Here is an 18,140-nt window from a genome sequence, read left to right on the forward strand (position 1 = left end):
GCCCCCCTGACCGCCTATGTACCCGCTTCCCGGAGCCGGGCCGAGGCGGCGCCTTGTCTCAGGCGGGGCCTTAGGGGTGCGGCGTGTTGACCGCCAGCAGCTCGGCCACGGCGGCGGCGACCTGGGTCACGTCATAGGGTTTGCGGATCACCGGGGCGTCGAAGCCGCCGGGCGCGCCGGCCGCCTCGCCATAGCCGGTGGCGAAGACGAAGGGCACCTTGCGGCGGCTCAGCGCCTCGGCGACCGGGGTCACCGAATGGCCGTTCAGGTTGGCGTCCAGCACCGCGGCGTCGATCGGCTGGTTGAGCAGGCCCAGCGCCTCCTCCAGCTCGTAGGCCGGGCCGATCACCGAGGCCCCGGCGTCGGAGAGGCCGCTCTCCAGCTCCATGGCCAACAGCACCGCGTCCTCGACGATCAGCACGCGGGCGCCCCTCAGGTTGGCAGGGCCCGAGGCGGTCGCCACGGTCTCCGGCGCGCGGGCGGCGGGGACCTCGGGCACGGTCTCCGGCCGGGGCGCGACGGCCGCCGCGCCGGCCCTCAGGCGCGCCACCACGCCGGCGGGGCGGTAGTCGATCGAGGTCTCGCCGTTCAGTTCGCGGCTGGTCACCTGATCCAGGAGGGTGGCGCCGAAGCCACGGCGTGTGGGCGACGACACCGTCGGGCCGCCGCTTTCCGTCCAGCTGATCTCGAAGCCGCCGTCGGCCAGGCGCGTCCAGCGCAGGTTGACCCGGCCGGTCTCCACCGACAGCGCCCCGAATTTCAACGCATTGGCCGCCAGCTCGTGCAGGGCCAGCGCCAGGGCGTTGGCCGCGCGCGGGGTGAGGAACAGCTCCGGGCCCTCCCAGCCGGTCTGGCCGGGCGCGATGGCGCCCAGTTCGGCGGCGGCCAGGTGGTCGATGGCTGCGCCGCGCCAGCGGGCGGCGGTGAGCAGTTCGTTGGCCGAGCCCATGGCCTTCAGCCGCCCGCCGAAATTGGTCAGGAAGGCGTCGAGCGAGGTGGTGCGCTTGGCGGTTTGCAGGGCCAGGGCCTGGCAGGTGGCCAGCACGTTCTTCACCCGGTGGTCCAGTTCGGCCATCAGGGTCTGGCGCTGGTCCTCCTCCAGCCGCCGCCGGGTGATGTCCTCGACGATGCCGGTGACGCTGAGCGGCTTGCCGTCGGGATCGCGGGTGAGCACGCCGGTGACCCGGACCCAGACCGTGCGCCCGCCTGTGGGCCGCATGCGGAACTCGACTTCGTACTGGCCGCCGGCCGGGCGCTGGTCGGCCAGGCTGGCCCGGAAGGCCGCGAAGTCGTCGGGGTGGATGAAGGGCTCGAGCGACCGGGTCCCGGCGGCCGGCATCGGCCCGACCGGAAAGCCGGTGATGGCCGCCATGCGCGGGCTGACCATCAGCACGCCGCCGGCCATGTCCCATTCGAACTCGCCCAGGCCGGCGACTTCCAGGGCCATTTCCAGGCGGCGATGCTCCTCGCTGTGGCCGGTGTCACCCAAGGTCATGCGGCGAACATAGGGTGGCTTACGGAAGATCGCGACAGGAACCGTGGCTTGGACGACGCGTTTCGGCGTCCTGGTTTCGCGGGCGGGGTCCTTTGGCGGCCCCGGGGACGCAGCTTTGCGACCTTGGCTGGAACCGGCTAGGGTAGGCGACGTTCTGGCCTAGTCCTCCCGCACGCCAGCCGGGGGCAACCCTTCGGAGACTTCCTATGCCCGCGAACAGCGTTGATCACGCCGCCGACGAGACCAAGGCCGCGGTCAATTCCGCTACCGAAACCGCAACCAAGATGACCGCCGAGGCGCAACGTTCGTTCGCCGACGCCGCCAAAAAGTTCGAGCGTGCGATCAACGACGGCATCGAGCAGTTGCGCGCCCAGACGCGCGCCTATGCCGACACCGCCGGCCAATCGATCGACGAGGCCTCGCAATATATGTCCGAGCGCGTGCGCGAGCGGCCCTTGGCGGCCACCGGCGCGGCCCTGGGCATCGGCGTGCTGATCGGGCTGCTGTTGTCGGCCGCCGCCTCGCCGCGTCGCTGAACCGCGCATCCGGTCCGGGGGCCGTTGGGGGCATGATGTTCCGGAGACTCGTCGGCATGGTCGCCGCCTTCGCAGCGATCGCCGCGGCCGCGGCGGTTTGCGTGGTCGCGCTGGCCTTCGCGATCTATGCGGCCCTGCGCGACGTGATCGGCCCTGCCTGGGCGGCGACGGCGGTGGCGGGCGTCGTCGCCCTGATCGCGCTGATCCTGGCGCTGATCCTGACCCGCAAGGCGCGGCCGAAGCCGGTGAAGGGCGACAGCCAGAACCTGACCGCCAAGCTGATCGAACTGGCCCGCCAGCGGCCGCTGGTGGCCGCCGGCGCCGTGGCCGCCGCCGCCGCGGTGGTGATCAAGAACCCGCGCATCCTCACCGCCATCATCACCGCCGCCTTCGCCAGCCGCCCGCCGCCGCCGCCCCCCAAGCGCTGACATCCCTCCAGCCGGAACGGGCCACCTACGGAGGCGTTGGGTTTCCCAGTAGCGCCGCTCCCGGCGCGCAGAGACTGGAGACACCCCATGCTTGGCTGGGCCCTGACCTTTCTGGTGGTCGCCCTCATCGCCGGCGTGCTTGGCTTCACGACGATCGCCGGCGCTGCGATCGGCATCGCCAAGATCGCCTTCTATGTGTTCATCGTCCTGTTCATCGTCTCGCTGATCATGAACTTCGTGCGCAGCGGCCGCAGCGGCCCGCCGCTCTAGGAACGAAGGCGTTCGAACGTCCGAAGACCTGGCTCGCCACGCGGCGGGCCGGGTTTTCTTTCGCCCCGGGATTCGCGAGAACGGGCAGACGCCCAAAGAAGATGGGCGGACCGAAGTCCGCCCAGTTGCGTGCATCATCAGGAAAAGGGGTGCGGAGACGGCAGGCCAGCAGGGTCGCCAGCCTCAAGTCGGGGGGGCGTCGCCGCCTCCGCACGGGTGAAAACCCGCGATCTGCGATCTGGTTCCGAGGCCCGTCGCAACTTTTTTCAAAAAAGTGCACCGGGCCGGATCGGCCGGACCTGGACCGCTGCTGAACCTAAACCACCGATTGGCCGCGGAAGGCGCGGATGATGAAGCTCACCACCAGCAGCGCCAGGAAGACCACGAACAGCACCTTGGCGATGGTCGCCGCCAGGCCCGCCAGGGCGCCGAACCCCAGCACGCCGGCCAGGATCGCGAGCACCGCGAACACCAGAGCCCAACCAAGCATGTCTATCTCCTCGAACGAAAAGGGCGCCGCGATCGCCGCGGCGCCCTTTGCCAAACGTGGAGCTTGGCGGCCTGTTCCTGTGGCCTCAGGCCGCCTGTTTCGAAGCCTTGCGGGGATGGAAGAACAGGGCCTGGCCGATCGCCGCCTTCACCGTCTCCGGCTGGAACGGCTTGGTGATCAGGAAGGTCGGCTCCGGCCGCTCGCCGGTCAGCAGGCGCTCGGGGAAGGCGGTGATGAAGATCACCGGCACGTTGTAGCGGGCCAGGATGTCCTTCACCGCGTCAATGCCGGAGGAGCCGTCGGCGAGCTGGATGTCGGCCAGCACCAGGCCCGGGGTCTTGCGGGCCACCGCATCCACCGCCTCGGTGCGGGTGGCGGCGATATCGACCACGGTGTGGCCGAGCTCCGTGACCAGGGCCTCGATGTCGGCGGCGATCACCGGCTCGTCCTCGATGATGAGGACATCGGTGGCCAGTTCCGCGTCGATCTCGGCCTGGGCCTCGGCGATCAGCTGTTCGACCTCGGAGAAATCGGCGTCGAGAATCTGAGCCGCCTCGGAAGGCGTGAATCCTTCGAGCGCGGTCAGCAGGAAGGCCTGGCGCGACCGCGGCGCGATGCGCAGCAGCCGGCGCGTGGCGTCGTCGGTCATGGAGAGATCTTCGACCTCGGGCCCCTCGAGCTGGGCGCCCGACGAGCACCAGATGGCGTGGAACACGTGGTACAGCGCCACGCGCGGCGTGAGCTGGTCCCCGAGCGTCCGCTCCCCGGCCGCCAGGGCCTCGAGCGCGACCCGGACGTAATGATCGCCGGTGGTCTGGTCGCCGGTCAGGGCGCGAGCGTAACGGCGCACATAAGGCAGATGCGGCGCAAGACGAGCTAAAAGACTCAAGGGTGGACCCCTCCCTTTGGATTGAACGCGTCGGTCCTCAGGCTCAGGAAACGAAGCATTCGCAGGCGTTCGTCCCCCACAAGGACCCCATCATGGTCTAAAAACGCTGCCGTAGGGAACTGGTTCCCAGCCTTGCGGGTTTTCTGCATCTTGGGACGTCGAGTTTGGAACTCGCACGGGAGTGGGGCGTTGAAGGACGTCGAGGATGCCAAAAAGAGGGGGCGGTCGCCGCGTGAGCGGAACGCCGAACTTATGAACGAGAACATGCCGTCGCCGGATCCGCGTCGATCATCCGCAGCTTTGGACGAAGCCCGCCTGCGCCAGCAGGCCATCGGCGTGCGCCTGCGCCAGATGTTCGACGAGGTGGTCAACGAAGCGGTCCCGGATGAGTTCATCGAGATCCTGCGCAAGGCCGACAACAAGTCGTCGGAGCAGGGCTGATGGGCGATCACCAGACCCAGCGCGCGCCGCGGAGCGCAGCCGACGACAATGCCTTCAAGAACGAGCTGGTCCAGCTCATCCCGCATCTGCGGGCCTTCGCGCGAACCCTGTGCGGCGACCCGGCCTCGGCCGACGACCTGGCGCAGGACGCGATGATGAAGGCTTGGGACGCGCGGGCCAGCTTCCAGATGGGCACCAACATGAAGGCCTGGACCTTCATGATCCTGCGCAACCAGTTCTATTCCGAGAAGCGGCGCTCCTGGCGCCAGACCCAGCTCGACCAGGAGGCCGCCGAGCGGACCCTGGTGGCGGTGGACGATCCCGAAGCCCCGGTGGCGCTGGACGAACTGCGCCAGGGCCTGGCCATGCTGCCGGCCGAACAGCGCGAGGCGCTGATCCTGGTTGGCGCCGGCGGCTTCGCCTACGAGGAAGCGGCCGAGATCTGCGACTGCGCGGTGGGAACGGTGAAAAGCCGGGTCAGCCGGGCGCGCCGGGCGCTGCACGCCATCCTGGAGGACGGCGCCTACGAGCGCGATGGCGCTTCGGCCGGCGACGCCATGCGGTCTATCCTGGCCGATGCGGAGCGGCTAAGCACCGTCCGTTGAGGACGGACCTCGACGCTGCATGACCGGCCTTCCCCCATGACGGGCTTTGCTTGGGGTTCGCTCAGCACGATCCGCGTGCGCCTGGCCGCCGCCCTGGCCGCGGCCTTGCTGCCCGTGCTGGTGATCGGCGTCGCCCAGTCGGCCATCGCCTTCAACCGCGAACGCATCGCGCTGCGCGAGAACCTGGGCTTCGCCGCCGAGCGCAGCGCCGCCACCGCCCGCTCGCGGATGGAAGGCGCGGGTATCCTGCTGCAGACGCTGGCGCCCGGCGCCATCGGCTACCAATGCGCCGACCGGCTGGCCGAGGTGGCCCGCCGCATTCCGGGCTACGCCAACCTGGTGCGCTTCGACCGGCGCGGGCGGGTGGCCTGCGCGGCCGGCGATGTGCCCTATGACCCGCTGCGGGCGATGAAGCCCTGGTTCCAGCGGCTGCAGCGGGGCGATCCGCTGGTGATCACCCGCGATCCCGGCACCGCCAACGTGCCCTCGGTGCTGGCCGCGGTGCGCGCGACGGCCTCGGACAACAGCTTCGACGGCGCCTTCGCCGCGGTGATCACGCTGTCCAGCCTGCAGCCCTCGGTCAGCGACCCGACCCTGCCGGCCCACGCCGACGTGGCGCTCGCCGACGCGTCAGGCCGCTACATCTCCGAGACCGACGGCCGCGCCTTCCCGAAGCTTCCGGCCGGCTGGCGCGCCCCGGGGCAGAAGACCGGGGCGCTGATCTTCTACGGCTTCGACGCGCGCGGCGAACGCCGGGTCTATTCCGCCGCCCCGGTGGCCGGGGACGAGGTCTATGTGGTGCTGTCGGCTCAGTCGCCGGGCCTGTTGTCCTGGGCCAGGCTCAATCCGCTGTCTGGCATCCTCTTCCCGCTGATGACCTTCGGCCTGGCGCTGGCCGCGGTGCTGGCGGTGACCGAACAGGTGGTGATCCGCTGGATCAACTACCTGCAGCGCATCGCCTCGCTCTACGCCCGCGGCCGCTTCTCGGTGCGCCCGGTGCAGGCCGAGCGCGCGCCGCCGGAGATCCGCGAGCTGGCCGAGACCCTGGAAGACATGGCCGACGCCATTGTCGGGCGCGACGCCTCGCTGCGCGACAACCTGGCCCAGAAGGACGCGCTGATGCGCGAGATCCATCACCGGGTGAAGAACAACCTGCAGGTCATCTCCTCGCTGCTCAACATGCAGCAGCGCGCGCTCACCGACCCGGCGGCGCGCGCGGCGATGAGCGACACCCGCCAGCGGATCACCGCGCTCGCCCTGATCTATCGCGCCCTCTACCAGGGTCCCGACCTGAAGCGCGTCGACCTGCGCCCGTTCCTGGAGGAGCTGACCGCCCAGCTGGTCACCGGCGAGATCGGCCACGGGCCGCCGGTGCGCACGGCGCTGTCGGTGGACGCCCTGGTGATCGACCCCGACCGGCTGGCGCCGCTGGCGCTGTTCGCCGTGGAGGCGATCACCAACGCCCAGAAGCACGCCTTCGCCGGCCGCGGCGGGATGCTGACCGTGAACTTCCACGTGGCGGGCGAGGAGGCGCGGCTGGAGATCTCCGACGACGGCCAGGCTTCGGAAGAGGCGCTGGTCTCCTCCGGCGTGGGCCGGGTGCTGATGACCGCCTTCGCCCGCCAGCTGCGCGGCCGCTCGGAGCTGGTGCGCAACGACGCCGGCGGGGTCACCGCGCGGCTGATCTTCCCGACGCCTGTGGCCGATGAGCCGCTTCCGGACGCCGGCGGTCGCGCCGGCGGGAACCAAGCGGCAGCGTAGGGGTTTCCAAGCGGCAAGTTTTCAAGCCCGGAGAAACCCAATGCGTAAGATCGTGCTGTTCTGCGTTATGGCCGCCAGTCTGGCCATCGCCGCCTGCAACACCGTCGCCGGCGCCGGCCGCGACGTTTCCGACGCCGGCAAGGCCGTCACCAACACCGCCGACGACGCCAAGCACTAAGGCGCCTTCGACAATCGGACTCGACGAGGGCCCCGTCGCGCAAGCGGCGGGGCTCTTGCTTTGGGGGGTCTTTGCCTTGGGGCGTCAGGCGGCCGCGCGGGCCCCGCCACGGCTGAAGAAGCCGGGCCGGTCGGGCGCGGCGGCAAGGCCGGGCGCGATCTCGCCGGCGCCCAGCACCAGCCAGCCGCCGGGTTTCAGGGTCTGCTCCAGGTTGCCCAGCACCCGGGCGCGGGCCTCCTCCAGCAGATGGCCGGAGAGGTTGCGGCAGATCACCAGGTCGAACTGGCCAAGGCGCGAGGGGTCGTCCATCAGGTTGACGCGCCGCCAGCGCACCATCTGGCGCACCCTGGGCGAGAGCGTGAAATTGTCGTCCTGGCCCTCGAAGTGGCGGACCAGCCGGCGCGCCGAGAGCCCGCGCTGCACCTCGAACTGGCTGTAGACGCCGGCCTGGGCCTTCTCCAGTCGCCGCTCGCAGAGGTCGGAGGCGAAGATCTCCAGCGTCACGCCGGGCGGCGCCCGCTCCTCCAGCGCCATGGCCAGGGAATAGACCTCCTGGCCCGTGCCGCAGGCGGCCGACCAGATTCGCAGGCCGCCGCCCTCATGGCGCATGGCGAGTTCCGGCAAAAGTTCGCCGACGATCCGCTCGAACGTCCCGGGCTCGCGGAAGAAGGCGCTCTCGCCCGGCGACATGGCCTCGACGATCTTCCAGGCCAGCAGGTCGTCATCGCGGTGGCGCACCGCGGCGACCAGGTCGTGCAGCGAGGCGAAGCCTTCGCGGCGGGCCACCGGGGCCAGCCGGTTCTCCAGCAGATAGACTTTCTCCGGGTCGACCTTCAGCCCGGCGCGCGCCGCGCACAGGTGGGCCACGAACTCACGGTCCTGCGGGGTCATTGGCCGCTCGGCAGGGCGCCCGCGAGCGCCAGTTTCGAGGCGACGATATCGCCGTCGAAGGGCTTCATGATGTACTCGTCGGCCCCCTCGTCCAGCGCCTGGCGGATGCGGTCGAGATCGTTCTCCGCCGAGCAGAACACCACCTTGGGCCCCGCGCCGCCCGGCTCCTCGCGCAGGCGCCTCAGGAACTCCAGCCCGTCCATGCCGGGCATGGCCCAGTCCAGCAGGACCACGTCGGGCATGGCCCCGCGGCACCAGGCCAGGCCCTCGGCGCCGTCGCCGGCCTCGGCCACCCCGAACCCCAGGTCCTCGAGTATCCGGCGGGCGACCTTGCGCACCACCCGGCTGTCGTCGACGACGAGGCAGAGCTTCACGCCTTCTGGGTCAGCGCCTGCGAGGTCCGGAGCCATGCCTGCGGTTGTCGCGCCGGTTTGGTTAAGGACCGGTGCAAACCCGCGGTCTTGGCCGGCGGCGGCCTCTTTCCTCGTAACCCGATATCCGACTATCATCGTAGTCGAAGCTGCACGCAGTTCGCGGAGCGCAGGATGACGAGACGGGGAAAGATCACGGCCGGACTGCTGGGCGCGGCGGCCCTGGCCGCGAGCCCGTCGCTGGCCAAGCAGACCGAGCCGCCGCCGGCCGCCGCCGCGCCGGCCCCTACGGTGAGCGGCGTGGTCGTGAACGGCCAGAAGGCCGACCCTCTCGTCGACCGCACCAGCGAGTTCGTGCGCCAGCACCTGCCGCAGAGCGTGATCACTGAGCAGTACCCGCGCTTCCACGTGGACGTCTGCGTCAAGGTGGTCGGCCTGCCCGAAGGCTTCGACGCCTTCGTGGCCAAGCGCGTGGTCGAGGTGGCCAAGGAGGTCGGCGCGCCGGTGGCCAAGGCGGCCGACTGCACGCCCAACGTCAATGTGGTCTTCACGACCGAGCCGGCGATGCTGATGAGCGACATCGCCAAGCGCAAGGACATCCTGCTGGGCTTCTATTACAGCCAGGCCCAGTTCAAAAAGCTGCGCAGCTTCACCCGCCCGGTCGAGGCGCGCTACGTCACCCGCAACATCGATCAGTTCGGCAACAGCCGCCTGGAGATTCACGACCCGCTGGCCTGGACCGATCCGCCGCACGGGCGCGCCGGCAGCCGGCTCACCGCCAGCATGAGCACCGAGATCATGCACAGCCTGATCGTCGCCGACGCGGGCAAGGCGGCGGGCGAGAAGATCGACACGGTGGCCGACTACATCGCCGTCCTGGCGCTCGCGCGCTGGAGCGGGATCGAGCGCTGCAACGGCCTGCCCACCATCCTGAACCGCCTGGCCGACGACTGCCCCGATGCGCCCGACGCCGCGACGCCGCAGGACCTGGCGCTGCTGAAGGGGCTCTATTCCGTCGATCCGCGGGAGAACGGCTCGCAGCAGCGCGCCACCATCGCCAGCGCGATCCGCAAGGCCACAGCCGCGGAGACCCGGGAGCTCAGCAAGTGAGACGCGCCGTCCTCGCCGCCGCCCTGATCCTGGCGGCCACCGCCGCGACGGCCAAGGAGACCGAGCCCGCGCCGGCCGCCGCGCCGGTCAAGGCCGCGTCGACCGTCAGCGGCGTCACCGTCACCGGCGAGAAATCCAACCCGCTGGTGGATAAGACCACCGAGTTCGTGCGCCGCCGGCTCCCCACCAGCCAGAACGAGCAATACGCCCGCTTCCACGACCCGATCTGCGTGAGGGTCCTGGGCCTGCCGGAGGGGTTCGACGCCTTCGTGACCCAGCGGATCGTGGCCCTCGCCCGGCAGGTCGGCGCGAGCGTCGACGAGGCGGCGAACTGCAAGACCAACGTCGAGGTGCTGTTCTCGACCCGGCCGCAGGCCCAGCTCGACAATGTCGCCCAAAAGCGCGAGTTCCTGCTCGGGTTCTTCTACCGCGCCCAATACAAGGCCACCAAGACCTTCAGCCGGCCGATCCAGTCCTGGTACCTGACCCGCAACGTCGGCACCGACGGCATCGGCGCGTTCGAGCTGGTTGATCCCCATCCCTACGATCCCGATGACGGGAAGATGCCCGCGGTCAAGGGCCGCCCCGGCAGCCGGCTCGGCAACGACATGAGCTCCGAGCTGGTCAACAGCCTGATCATCGCCGACGCGAAGAAGGTCGCGGGCGAGCCGATCGGCGCGGTGGCCGACTATGTGGCGGTTCTGGCGCTGTCGCGCTGGCGTGGCCTGGAGAAGTGCAGCGGGATGCCCACCATCCTCAACCTGATGGCCGAGGACTGCGATGCGGCCGACCGCCCTGAGGCGGCGACGCCCGAGGACGTGGCCCTGCTGCAGGGCCTCTACACCGTCAATCCGCGGGAGGGCGGCAGCTTCCAGCGCGCTGAGATCGCCAGCGCCGTCCGCAAGGCCGCCGCCGCCGAGGCCCGGGAGGCCGCGAAATGAGGCGCGCCGGCCTGGCCGCCGTCTTGTCGGCGACCGCTGCGGTCCTGATCCCTCAGGGCGCGCCGGCCAAGCAGACCGAGCCCGCGCCGGCTGTGGCCGCGGCGCCCGCGCCGACCGTCAGCGGCGTCACCGTGACCGGTGAGAAGCCCGACCCGCTGGTGGACAAGACCACCGAGTTCGTGCGCCGCCGGCTGCCGACCAGCCAGAACGAGCAATACGCCCGCTTCCACGATCCCGTCTGCGTGAAGGTCCTGGGCCTGCCTGCGGAGTTCGACGCCTTCGTCGCCAAGCGCATCCTAGAGATCGCCCGCGAGGTCGGCGCGTCGGTCGACACCTCCGGGGGCTGCCAACCCAACGTCGACGTGATCTTCTCGGCCCAGCCGCAGGCCCAGCTCAGCGACATCGCCAAGCGGCGCGACGTGCTGTTCGGGTTCTATTTCAGGGCGCAGGCCAAGAAGATCGCGACGTTCAGCCGGCCGATCCAGTCCTGGTACCTGACCCGCAGCGTCGGAACCGAAGGCGCCGATATGCTGGAACTCTACGATCCGGCGCCGTGCCAGACATCATCCACAGGCCCGCCTTGCGACCTAAAGGCGCCCGCCGTGAAGGGCAGGGCCGGCAGCCGGCTGGGCAACGACATGAGCTCGGAGCTGGTGCACAGCCTGATCATCGCGGATTCGGGAAAGGTTTCCGGCGAGCCGATCGGGGCCGTCGCCGACTACATCGCTGTGCTGGCCCTGTCCCGCTGGAGGGGATTGGAGACGTGCAGCGGGCTTCCGACCATCCTCAACCTGATGGCCGACGGCTGCGGCGCCGAGGACCGGCCGGAGGCGGCGACGGGCGGCGACCTTGCCTTGCTGAAAGGGCTCTACAAGGTCGATCCGCGCGAAGCGGGGACCATGCAGCGCTCTGCGATCGCCAGCTATCTGCGTAAGGCCCACCAGGGGGACGGCAGCTCCCACTAAGCCTCTAGCCAAAACGACGTGTGTAATTTACTTACATGCGTAATATGCGCAACGAGCCGACCCCCGCCTATCTGCCGAACGCACCGCCCCAAGGGCTTGGGGACGACCAGGACTTCGTGACGCCCATCGTGGTCCGCAAGGGTCGCGGGCAAGGCACGGTGAGCGCGCTGCAGGTGGTGGGCGCGATGACCTTCATATTGATCGCGGCCATGCTGCCCTTCGCGACCGCCTTCGGGACCTGGGCGGCGCGCCAGAGCCTGCGGCGCGAGGCCGTCCCGCCGGGCCCGGCCTGCCCCAGGGTGGCGAAGCTGTCGATCGCGGCGATGGGGGCCAAGCCGCCGAAGCCCTTCGACTACAAGGGCTCGCACTTCGCCTTCCAGATCGGCGACGTCAGCTGCGACGCCGCCCCGCTGGGTTGGTTCGGGAAACAGACCTTCGCGGCCTGCCACTTCGACGCGCCGGGCGGGATCGTGGTCACGACCGGCGGCCGGACCACGATCTTCGAGCCCGGCGTCGGCCATTCGGCGACGGTGGCCGTTCGCCCGGAGGGGACGACCTGCGTCATCGGCGGGGAATATCGCGTCCCCGACCACCCGGCGTGGATGGACGCCGGGTCCTAGGCGGCGAGCGCGACGGCGCGGCGGCGGCGCAGCATTGCGCCGGCCAGGCCGAAGCCCGCGATCATCAGCGTCCAGGCCGCCGGCTCCGGCACCGGGCCGTTGACCGCGAAGTCATCGAAGAAGACGCCGCCGTTGGTGCCGTTGGTCCCGGTCACGGTCAGCGTCGTGGGCGAGCCCGTCCCGACGAAGTTGAAGGACACCGGCTTCCAGATGAAGTTGAACTCCGAGCCCAGGCTGCCGTCGTTCGGCGCCGAGACGAAGTCGGTTACCCCGCCCGCCGAGACGGTGGCGGTCGCCGGGTCCACCGCGCCGGCCGCGTTGCGCGAATAGACGAACGAGACGGTGTAGGTCGCGCCGGCCACGGTGTTGAAGGTCTGGGACATCGAACCCGGCTCCCAGCCGTCGATGTCCAGCGAGTTGACGCCGTCGAAGGCCGGGCCCCAGGGCGAGCCCAGGCTGGTCACATCGACATTGCCGGAGTTGATCGTCCAGCCCGGCAGGGCGTTCGGGCCGCCGAACTCGTCGGTCCCGGTCGTGCCGGTGTCGAAGCCGAAGGTGTAGCCGCCCCAGCCCTGCAGCGGCGCGGCGCCGGTGTCCTCGAAGCTGCCGTTGACCAGCAGTTGGGTCGCCGAGGCGGCGTGGGCCAGGCCCAGGGCGGCGGTGACGGCGGCGATGGCGACCGCGGTTTGGAACTTGCGCATGGGAGGCGTCCTTGACTGGCCGGGCGCGCCCGGGAAAATCCACTGTGGACCGTGGCCAGTAAAGAAGCGGTGTTCGCTTGTCGCGCGCTTTCTCTTCTTAGGGGAATATAAAGGTTAACACGACCGCCTGGCGTGTATTGTTGCCATAATTTCTCTATAATACTCGATCGGATCGAGACGATCCTGCGTCAGGCCGGAATGGTCGCCGCCAGGGTGACCTTCTCCTCGCCGGCGTCGGCGAACACCCGCCCGCCCGCGTCTCCCACGAACAGGTTCACATAGCGCGCCTGGACCCAGTGGCCGTGCAGGCCCTCGCCAGGCCCCTCGCCACGCAGGCCGGCCAACACCTCGGGGCGCAGGCGCGCGCGCGGGCCGACAGCCTCCACGGCGATGGCGATCGAGCCGCCCTCCTCCACCGCGCGCACCTTGGCCTGGCCGCCGGTGGGCAGGGCCGCGCCGGCCATCTGGGCCAGGTTCAGCAGGGTGCGCGCCGTGGGCTTGTTGACCCCGGGCGGCTCGACCTGCCAGTCCAGCTCGGCGCGCATGTGGGCGAAGACGCCGCGGGCCAGCTTCTCCAGTTCGCGCGCATCGAAGGTCTCGGCCGAGGCCGAGGCGCCGAACGCCACCCGGCAGAAGGCCAGCAGGTCGGCCAGCTTGCGCGCCGAGGCGCCGATCAGGCCCATGGCGTCCTCGCGCATGTCCTGGGCGGTTGGATCCTCCAGCAGGTCCAGGCCCGAGACGATGGCGCTCGCCGGGCTGATGAAGTCGTGACACATCCGCGCCGCCAGGTAGGCGGCGAACTCGGCGGGTTTCGGTTGGGGAGCGGTCTCTTCCGTCATGGGCGCGACCTTGGCTTGATTTGACCCTTTGGAAAACCGCAGGGCGCCGCTTATGAGACGCCCATGCCGAACATTGCCGACGACATCGGGGCCGAGCTGGCCGAAATCTGCGAGGCCGCCGCGGCGCTGATCCTGCCGCTGTGGCGATCCGGCCTGGCGGTGACCCACAAGGCCGACGAGAGCCCGGTCACCGAGGCCGACCGCCAGGGCGAGGCGCTGATCCTGGCGCGGCTGAAGGCCGCCTTCCCGGATATCCCGGTGATCTCGGAGGAGGACGCCAGCGAGTTCGGCACGCCCGACGCCATCGGCCCGCGCTTCTTCCTGGTGGATCCGCTGGACGGCACCAAGGCCTTCGTGCGCGGCGACCCGCATTTCACCGTCAACATCGGCCTGATCGACCACGGCCGTCCGGTCGCCGGCGCGGTCACCTGCCCACCGTCGGGCGAGAGCTGGTTCACCGAGGGCGGGCGGACGCTGAAGCGCATGGCCGGCGCCGCGGCCCATCCGGTGCGCGTGCGGCCCTGGCCCAAGGGCGAGGCGATCTGCCTGATCAGCCACACCATGAAGCCGGAGACCGCCGATAAGCTGGCCGCCGAATATGGCTTCGACCTGCGCGAGCCGATGGACAGCTCCATCAAGCTCTGCCGGATCGCCGAGGGGACCGCCGACATCTATCCGCGCCACGGGCCGACCATGGAGTGGGACACCGCGGCGGGGCACGCGGTGCTGGAGGCCGCCGGCGGCCGTTTCACCACCCCTGAGGGTGAGCCCTTCGTCTACGGCAAGGCGCAGGACGGGTTCCGCAACGGCTGGTTCGTGGCCAGGGGGGCCTAGATCGGCGCTTGGACGCGGGAAGCCTAGACCGGCTTCGCCGGGTTCCAGTCGGGCGCCACGCCCTCGTCGGCGGGAATCGCAACCGGCGCGGCGGCGGCGGAGGGCTGCAGGGCCGGGGCGGCCGCCAGCACGTGCGGCGGGCCCAGGATCAGATAGCCGCCGAAGCCCGCGAAGAAGGCCAGAACCGCCATCACCAGGAACGTCCGCCCCATCGCCAGCAACCCGAGCCATCCGCTGTCGCGGCGCTCGGTCATGGGATGGAAAAAGGTCACGGCCGTCATCGTCGATCTCCTGCTGGAGTCTACGGATGGACAACACCGTCGGACGCGTCGGGTTGCTGAGAACTTAATGAATGATTTGCGGCGTAAACCATGGCGCCGCTCGGGTCCGGGACTGGACCGTCAGACCTCGGACCACATGCGCAGCAGGTTGTTGTAGGTCCCGGTCAGGCTGACCACGGCCGGGTCGTCCTGGCCCACCTTCACCGACAGGTCCTGGATGGCGTTGTCCAGGTCGAACAGGAGGCTGCGCTGGGCGTCGGCGCGCACCATGGACTGGGCCCAGAAGAAGGCCGCCCAGCGCGAGCCCCGGGTGATCGGCGCCACCCTGTGCAGGCTGGTGGCCGGATAGAGGATCATGTCGCCGGCCGGCAGCTTCACCGCGTGCTCGCCATAGGCGTCCTCCACGATCAGCTCGCCGCCGTCGTAGTCGGCCGGGTCGGTGAGGAACAGGGTCGCCGAGACGTCGGTGCGGAAGCGCACGGGGCCCCCTGAGGTCTTGGCGAAGCGGATGGCGTTGTCCACATGCGTCCCGAACGCCATGCCCTGGTCGTAGCGGTTGAACAGCGGCGGGAAGACCCGCAGCGGCAGGGCGGCCGAGACGAACCGCGGATTGCGGCCGAGCGCGGTCAGGATCAGGTCGCCGAGCTCGCGCGCCGCCGGGGCGTCCTCCGGGACCTGCAGGTTGTGCTTGGCCCGCGCCGACTGCTCGCCGGCGGTCACCCGCCCGTCGACCCAGTCCTGGCCCTGCAGCGCCTGCCGGCACTGGGCCAACTGGTCGGGGGTCAGCACGCCTTCGATCTGGATCAGCATGGCTTGGCCTTAATCCGCCCGCCGGATGGGCGCTAGAAGGTCGCCCCCACCGAGACGACGATGGTCCGTCCGGGGGCCGGCGTGGCGCGGGTGCCGAAGGCCTGGGTGTAGTTCAGCCGGTCGGCCAGGTTGTAGCCGTTCACCGCGAAGCGATAGCGGCCGGTCTTGTAGGCCACGAAGGCGTCGAAGGTCAGGGTCTGCGGCTGTTCGGCGATCTTCAGCGCGGTCAGGTCGGCGCGATCGGCGAAGCTGACGGAGCGGGCCGTGTAGCCCAGGAACAGCTTGGACTGATAGGTCACGTCGCCGCCGACCTGCAGGCCTTCCACCCACCTGCCGAGGTCATAGGTGGTGAACAGCGTCGCCGAGTTCTTCGGCACGAAGGTCACCTGCTGGCCGACAGCCACGGTGTTCAGCACCGGGATGGCGGCGACGACGCCCGCGGGGCAGACGATGCCGGTGGGCGTTCCCGCCGTGCTGGTCGGCACGGCGCAGTTGGCGAAGGACTGTTTGATCCGGTCGTCGAGGTAGGTGTAGCCGGCGCTGAGCGTCCAGGCGGGCGCGAGCTTGCCGGTGAGGCCGAGTTCGATCCCCTTGACCTCCTGCCGCTCGCCCGACTGGGCCTGCAGGAAGCCCGTCGCCGGGTCGGTCTGCAGGGCGTTGTCCTTGCTGACGTCGAAGATCGAGGCGGTGGCCGACAGCTGGGTCCCCGGGATCCGCGCCTTGGCGCCGGCCTCCCAGATCTGGCCGTCCTCGGGCGCCAGGTCCTTGGCGCTGAGGGTCAGGGCCGCGCCGGCGCCGACGATGGAGGTCCCCTGCGGCGTCTGCGACCGGCCCCAGGAGAGGTAGAAGGTCTGGTCCGAGGCCGGCTCCCAAACCAGGCTCGCGCGCGGGCTGTGCAGGGTGGGCTTCACCTCGAGGGTGGAGTCCTGGTTGGCGAAGGTCAGCGAGTTCAGCTTCGCCTCGTAGAGATCGATCCGGTCGCTGGCGATCAGCGACAGGGCCTCGGTGAGCCACAGACGGTCGGTGAGGAAGATTCCCGCGTCGTCGGCCGCGCCGTTGCTTCGCTCGACGGCCGTCGACGCGGTGTTGGTGAACACCGTCGCGCCGTTCACCTGGATGGTGCAGTTGGCCGTGGTCGACGGGCAGGCGATGGTCTGGCCGGGGACGGCGCGGAACACGAAATAGCCCGCCGGGAAGTTCGGGTTGGTGTGGACCAGCGGCCGCGGGATCGCCTGGCGCGTCGCAAAGCCAGGCGGCAGGGCGTAGACGGAGATGGTCTTGTCATTGACCTGCCGCGAGAGGTCGATCCCGAAGATCGCCTGGTTCTTCATCGGGCCGAGGTCGTAGTCGACCCGCAGGGTGGTGATGTTCTGCAGGCCCCAGGCGTCCATGTCGTAGGGGCCCTGGCCACCGTTGCCGCCCAGGGGTTCGGTGGCCGGATTGTTGTCGAACAGGGCCGCCGTACAGGCCGCGCCGCACTGGTCGAGCGTCGAGTACTGGAAATAGCGCGAATAGACCGCGTAGCGGGTGTCGGAGGTCAGGCTGACCTTGTCGTTGAACGCATGCGCGAAGCGCACGGTCGCCATGTCGGTGTCGGACCGGTCGATGTCGTTGCGGTAGCCCAGGAAGCTCGAGCGCGAGACGCCGACGCCGTATTCGGTGGCCGGCAGGGCTATGACCTGTCCCGGCGGCTGGACGATGGTGATCCCGTAGTCGGGTCGCTGGTGGTCGTGCTGGTGCAGGTAGCTGGCGGTGAGCGAGGTGTCGGCGCCCAGGCCCCAGCCGCCGGTGAGCGCCGCGCCCCAGCGGTCGGAATAGATCAGGTCGCGGTCCACCACCCCGGTGGAGTTGCCCATCAGGGTGAGGCGCACGGCGCTGGTGTCGCCGAGCTTGCGGTTGATGTCGGCCAGCGCCCGGTAGTAGTCGCCATTGCCCACATAGCCGTCGAGGCTGGTGAAATCGTCCAGCTTGGGCGCCTTGGAGATGATGTTGATCGCGCCCCCGGTGGAGCCGCGGCCGAACAGGGCGCCGGACGGCCCTTTCAGCACCTGAACCTCTTCGTAGTTGAAGCTGTCGCGGGTGTAGGCGCCAAAGTCGCGCAGGCCGTCGACGTAGACGTCGTCCTTGGCGTCGAAGCCGCGGATCTTGAACTGGTCGCCGGAAAGCGTGCCGCCTTCGCCGATGGCGACGGTGATGCCCGGCACGTTGCGCAGCGCGCCTTCCAGGCTGGCGATCCCCTGGGCCTTGAGCTGGTCGGCGCCGACGATGCTGATCGCCTGGGGCGTGTCCTGGACGGTGGATTGCAGGACCGACAGGCCCGTGCCGCGGTTCAGCGTCTGGCCCTCGCCGGTGACCGTGACGCCGGACACCGTGACGGCGTCCGCGTCGCCCGCGATCTCCGCCGCCTGCGCCGCCCCGCACAGGCTGGCGGAGGCCGCCAAGCCCAGCAGCATCGGCCGCGCCCGGCGATAGGCCACGATTCCCGACACGCTCATCACCCACTCCCCGGCGGCCCGGCCGGAAGTCTCCGGCGCCGCCCTCAACTGCGATTGCGAGTCGTTCTTAGTTAGACCGCCGCAAGTTAGCAATGAGAATGATTTGCAAAAATCAGAAGCCGATTCGACGCCGGCGGGGATCGGCGCGAGGATGCCGCTGAGGGCGGGACCCCGGCGGAGGATGCGGCC

22 protein-coding genes are annotated in these 18,140 nt (G+C 69.9%); 12 read left to right on the forward strand and 10 right to left on the reverse strand.

All coding sequences use genetic code 11. From position 1 onward, the window contains the following. Positions 1 to 70: 70 nt before the first annotated feature. Positions 71 to 1,495 (reverse strand): HWE histidine kinase domain-containing protein, encoded by a 1,425-nt coding sequence (locus tag VGL85_RS13230; RefSeq protein WP_331589414.1) that lies wholly within the window; start codon positions 1,493 to 1,495, stop codon positions 71 to 73. A gap of 206 nt (positions 1,496 to 1,701) precedes the next feature. On the opposite strand from VGL85_RS13230, the gene VGL85_RS13235 reads away from it, so the two are divergent. The 3 genes from VGL85_RS13235 to VGL85_RS13245 all read left to right on the forward strand — a co-directional run bounded on the left by VGL85_RS13235 (position 1,702) and on the right by VGL85_RS13245 (position 2,729). Next, positions 1,702 to 2,031 carry a glycine zipper domain-containing protein gene (locus VGL85_RS13235; RefSeq protein WP_331589415.1) on the forward strand — a complete coding sequence of 110 codons (330 nt, stop codon included), beginning with the start codon at positions 1,702 to 1,704 and terminating at the stop codon, positions 2,029 to 2,031. 35 nt (positions 2,032 to 2,066) lie between these two features. Beyond that, positions 2,067 to 2,459: a hypothetical protein gene (locus VGL85_RS13240; protein ID WP_331589416.1), complete on the forward strand. Its 393-nt coding sequence runs from the start codon at positions 2,067 to 2,069 to the stop codon at positions 2,457 to 2,459. 87 nt (positions 2,460 to 2,546) lie between these two features. After that, positions 2,547 to 2,729, forward strand: coding sequence for a DUF1328 domain-containing protein (locus VGL85_RS13245; protein WP_331589417.1), 183 nt, complete (start codon positions 2,547 to 2,549; stop codon positions 2,727 to 2,729). 316 nt (positions 2,730 to 3,045) lie between these two features. On the opposite strand, the gene VGL85_RS13250 is transcribed toward VGL85_RS13245, so the two are convergent. After that, the gene (locus tag VGL85_RS13250; protein WP_331589418.1) at positions 3,046 to 3,219 is read right to left on the reverse strand and encodes a DUF1328 domain-containing protein; all 174 of its coding nucleotides are present in this window, start codon (positions 3,217 to 3,219) and stop codon (positions 3,046 to 3,048) included. An 85-nt stretch (positions 3,220 to 3,304) separates the two neighbouring features. Then, positions 3,305 to 4,108, reverse strand: a complete 804-nt coding sequence (locus VGL85_RS13255; RefSeq protein WP_331589419.1) for a response regulator — start codon at positions 4,106 to 4,108, stop codon at positions 3,305 to 3,307. Between the two features lie 189 nt (positions 4,109 to 4,297). On the opposite strand from VGL85_RS13255, the gene VGL85_RS13260 reads away from it, so the two are divergent. From VGL85_RS13260 to VGL85_RS13275, 4 genes are read left to right on the forward strand one after another with little or no spacing between them, the layout of a single operon-like run. Next, on the forward strand, positions 4,298 to 4,549 hold the full coding sequence (locus VGL85_RS13260; protein WP_331589420.1) for a NepR family anti-sigma factor: 252 nt from the start codon (positions 4,298 to 4,300) through the stop codon (positions 4,547 to 4,549). Continuing rightward, complete coding sequence (locus VGL85_RS13265) at positions 4,549 to 5,154, forward strand: sigma-70 family RNA polymerase sigma factor (RefSeq protein ID WP_331589421.1); 606 nt, start codon at positions 4,549 to 4,551, stop codon at positions 5,152 to 5,154. Before VGL85_RS13260 ends, VGL85_RS13265 begins: the two co-directional genes overlap by 1 nt. Positions 5,155 to 5,190: 36 nt before the next feature. Continuing rightward, positions 5,191 to 6,915 (forward strand): sensor histidine kinase, encoded by a 1,725-nt coding sequence (locus tag VGL85_RS13270; RefSeq protein ID WP_331589422.1) that lies wholly within the window; start codon positions 5,191 to 5,193, stop codon positions 6,913 to 6,915. Positions 6,916 to 6,955: 40 nt separating this feature from the next. Then, positions 6,956 to 7,093, forward strand: coding sequence for an entericidin A/B family lipoprotein (locus VGL85_RS13275; RefSeq protein ID WP_331589423.1), 138 nt, complete (start codon positions 6,956 to 6,958; stop codon positions 7,091 to 7,093). 84 nt (positions 7,094 to 7,177) lie between these two features. On the opposite strand, the gene VGL85_RS13280 is transcribed toward VGL85_RS13275, so the two are convergent. Both VGL85_RS13280 and VGL85_RS13285 read right to left on the reverse strand, forming a co-directional pair. Then, the gene (locus VGL85_RS13280) at positions 7,178 to 7,984 is read right to left on the reverse strand and encodes a protein-glutamate O-methyltransferase CheR (protein ID WP_331589424.1); all 807 of its coding nucleotides are present in this window, start codon (positions 7,982 to 7,984) and stop codon (positions 7,178 to 7,180) included. Further along, entirely contained in the window at positions 7,981 to 8,358 is a 378-nt protein-coding gene (locus VGL85_RS13285) for a response regulator (protein WP_331589425.1), read from the reverse strand. The genes VGL85_RS13280 and VGL85_RS13285 overlap by 4 nt, the downstream gene beginning before the upstream one ends. A 171-nt stretch (positions 8,359 to 8,529) precedes the next feature. Here VGL85_RS13285 and VGL85_RS13290 point away from each other — a divergent pair, with 171 nt between their 5' ends. Genes VGL85_RS13290 through VGL85_RS13305 form a run of 4 tightly spaced genes read left to right on the forward strand, consistent with a single transcriptional unit; the run spans position 8,530 to position 11,991 of the window. Then, positions 8,530 to 9,465 carry a hypothetical protein gene (locus tag VGL85_RS13290; protein WP_331589426.1) on the forward strand — a complete coding sequence of 312 codons (936 nt, stop codon included), beginning with the start codon at positions 8,530 to 8,532 and terminating at the stop codon, positions 9,463 to 9,465. Further along, positions 9,462 to 10,406 (forward strand): hypothetical protein, encoded by a 945-nt coding sequence (locus VGL85_RS13295; RefSeq protein ID WP_331589427.1) that lies wholly within the window; start codon positions 9,462 to 9,464, stop codon positions 10,404 to 10,406. The genes VGL85_RS13290 and VGL85_RS13295 overlap by 4 nt, the downstream gene beginning before the upstream one ends. After that, the gene (locus VGL85_RS13300) at positions 10,403 to 11,371 is read left to right on the forward strand and encodes a hypothetical protein (protein ID WP_331589428.1); all 969 of its coding nucleotides are present in this window, start codon (positions 10,403 to 10,405) and stop codon (positions 11,369 to 11,371) included. The genes VGL85_RS13295 and VGL85_RS13300 overlap by 4 nt, the downstream gene beginning before the upstream one ends. Before the next feature lie 44 nt (positions 11,372 to 11,415). Continuing rightward, a complete protein-coding gene (locus tag VGL85_RS13305) occupies positions 11,416 to 11,991 on the forward strand; it encodes a hypothetical protein (RefSeq protein ID WP_331589429.1) in 576 nt (191 codons plus the stop codon). On the opposite strand, the gene VGL85_RS13310 is transcribed toward VGL85_RS13305, so the two are convergent. Both VGL85_RS13310 and chpT read right to left on the reverse strand, forming a co-directional pair. Then, positions 11,988 to 12,692 (reverse strand): PEPxxWA-CTERM sorting domain-containing protein, encoded by a 705-nt coding sequence (locus VGL85_RS13310; protein ID WP_331589430.1) that lies wholly within the window; start codon positions 12,690 to 12,692, stop codon positions 11,988 to 11,990. The two genes, VGL85_RS13305 and VGL85_RS13310, sit on opposite strands and share 4 nt — an antisense overlap. Before the next feature lie 188 nt (positions 12,693 to 12,880). Beyond that, positions 12,881 to 13,531, reverse strand: a complete 651-nt coding sequence (chpT, locus tag VGL85_RS13315; protein ID WP_331589431.1) for a histidine phosphotransferase ChpT — start codon at positions 13,529 to 13,531, stop codon at positions 12,881 to 12,883. Between the two features lie 63 nt (positions 13,532 to 13,594). Here chpT and cysQ point away from each other — a divergent pair, with 63 nt between their 5' ends. Further along, on the forward strand, positions 13,595 to 14,365 hold the full coding sequence (cysQ, locus tag VGL85_RS13320) for a 3'(2'),5'-bisphosphate nucleotidase CysQ (RefSeq protein ID WP_331589432.1): 771 nt from the start codon (positions 13,595 to 13,597) through the stop codon (positions 14,363 to 14,365). Between the two features lie 23 nt (positions 14,366 to 14,388). On the opposite strand, the gene VGL85_RS13325 is transcribed toward cysQ, so the two are convergent. The 3 genes from VGL85_RS13325 to VGL85_RS13335 all read right to left on the reverse strand — a co-directional run bounded on the left by VGL85_RS13325 (position 14,389) and on the right by VGL85_RS13335 (position 17,951). Further along, the gene (locus VGL85_RS13325) at positions 14,389 to 14,646 is read right to left on the reverse strand and encodes a hypothetical protein (protein ID WP_331589433.1); all 258 of its coding nucleotides are present in this window, start codon (positions 14,644 to 14,646) and stop codon (positions 14,389 to 14,391) included. A gap of 120 nt (positions 14,647 to 14,766) precedes the next feature. After that, positions 14,767 to 15,456, reverse strand: coding sequence for a Fe2+-dependent dioxygenase (locus VGL85_RS13330; RefSeq protein ID WP_331589434.1), 690 nt, complete (start codon positions 15,454 to 15,456; stop codon positions 14,767 to 14,769). A 32-nt stretch (positions 15,457 to 15,488) separates the two neighbouring features. Continuing rightward, positions 15,489 to 17,951 (reverse strand): TonB-dependent receptor, encoded by a 2,463-nt coding sequence (locus VGL85_RS13335; RefSeq protein ID WP_331589435.1) that lies wholly within the window; start codon positions 17,949 to 17,951, stop codon positions 15,489 to 15,491. Between the last annotated feature and the right edge of the window lie 189 nt (positions 17,952 to 18,140).

Source organism: Phenylobacterium sp., from assembly GCF_036501465.1.
GTDB lineage: Bacteria > Pseudomonadota > Alphaproteobacteria > Caulobacterales > Caulobacteraceae > Phenylobacterium.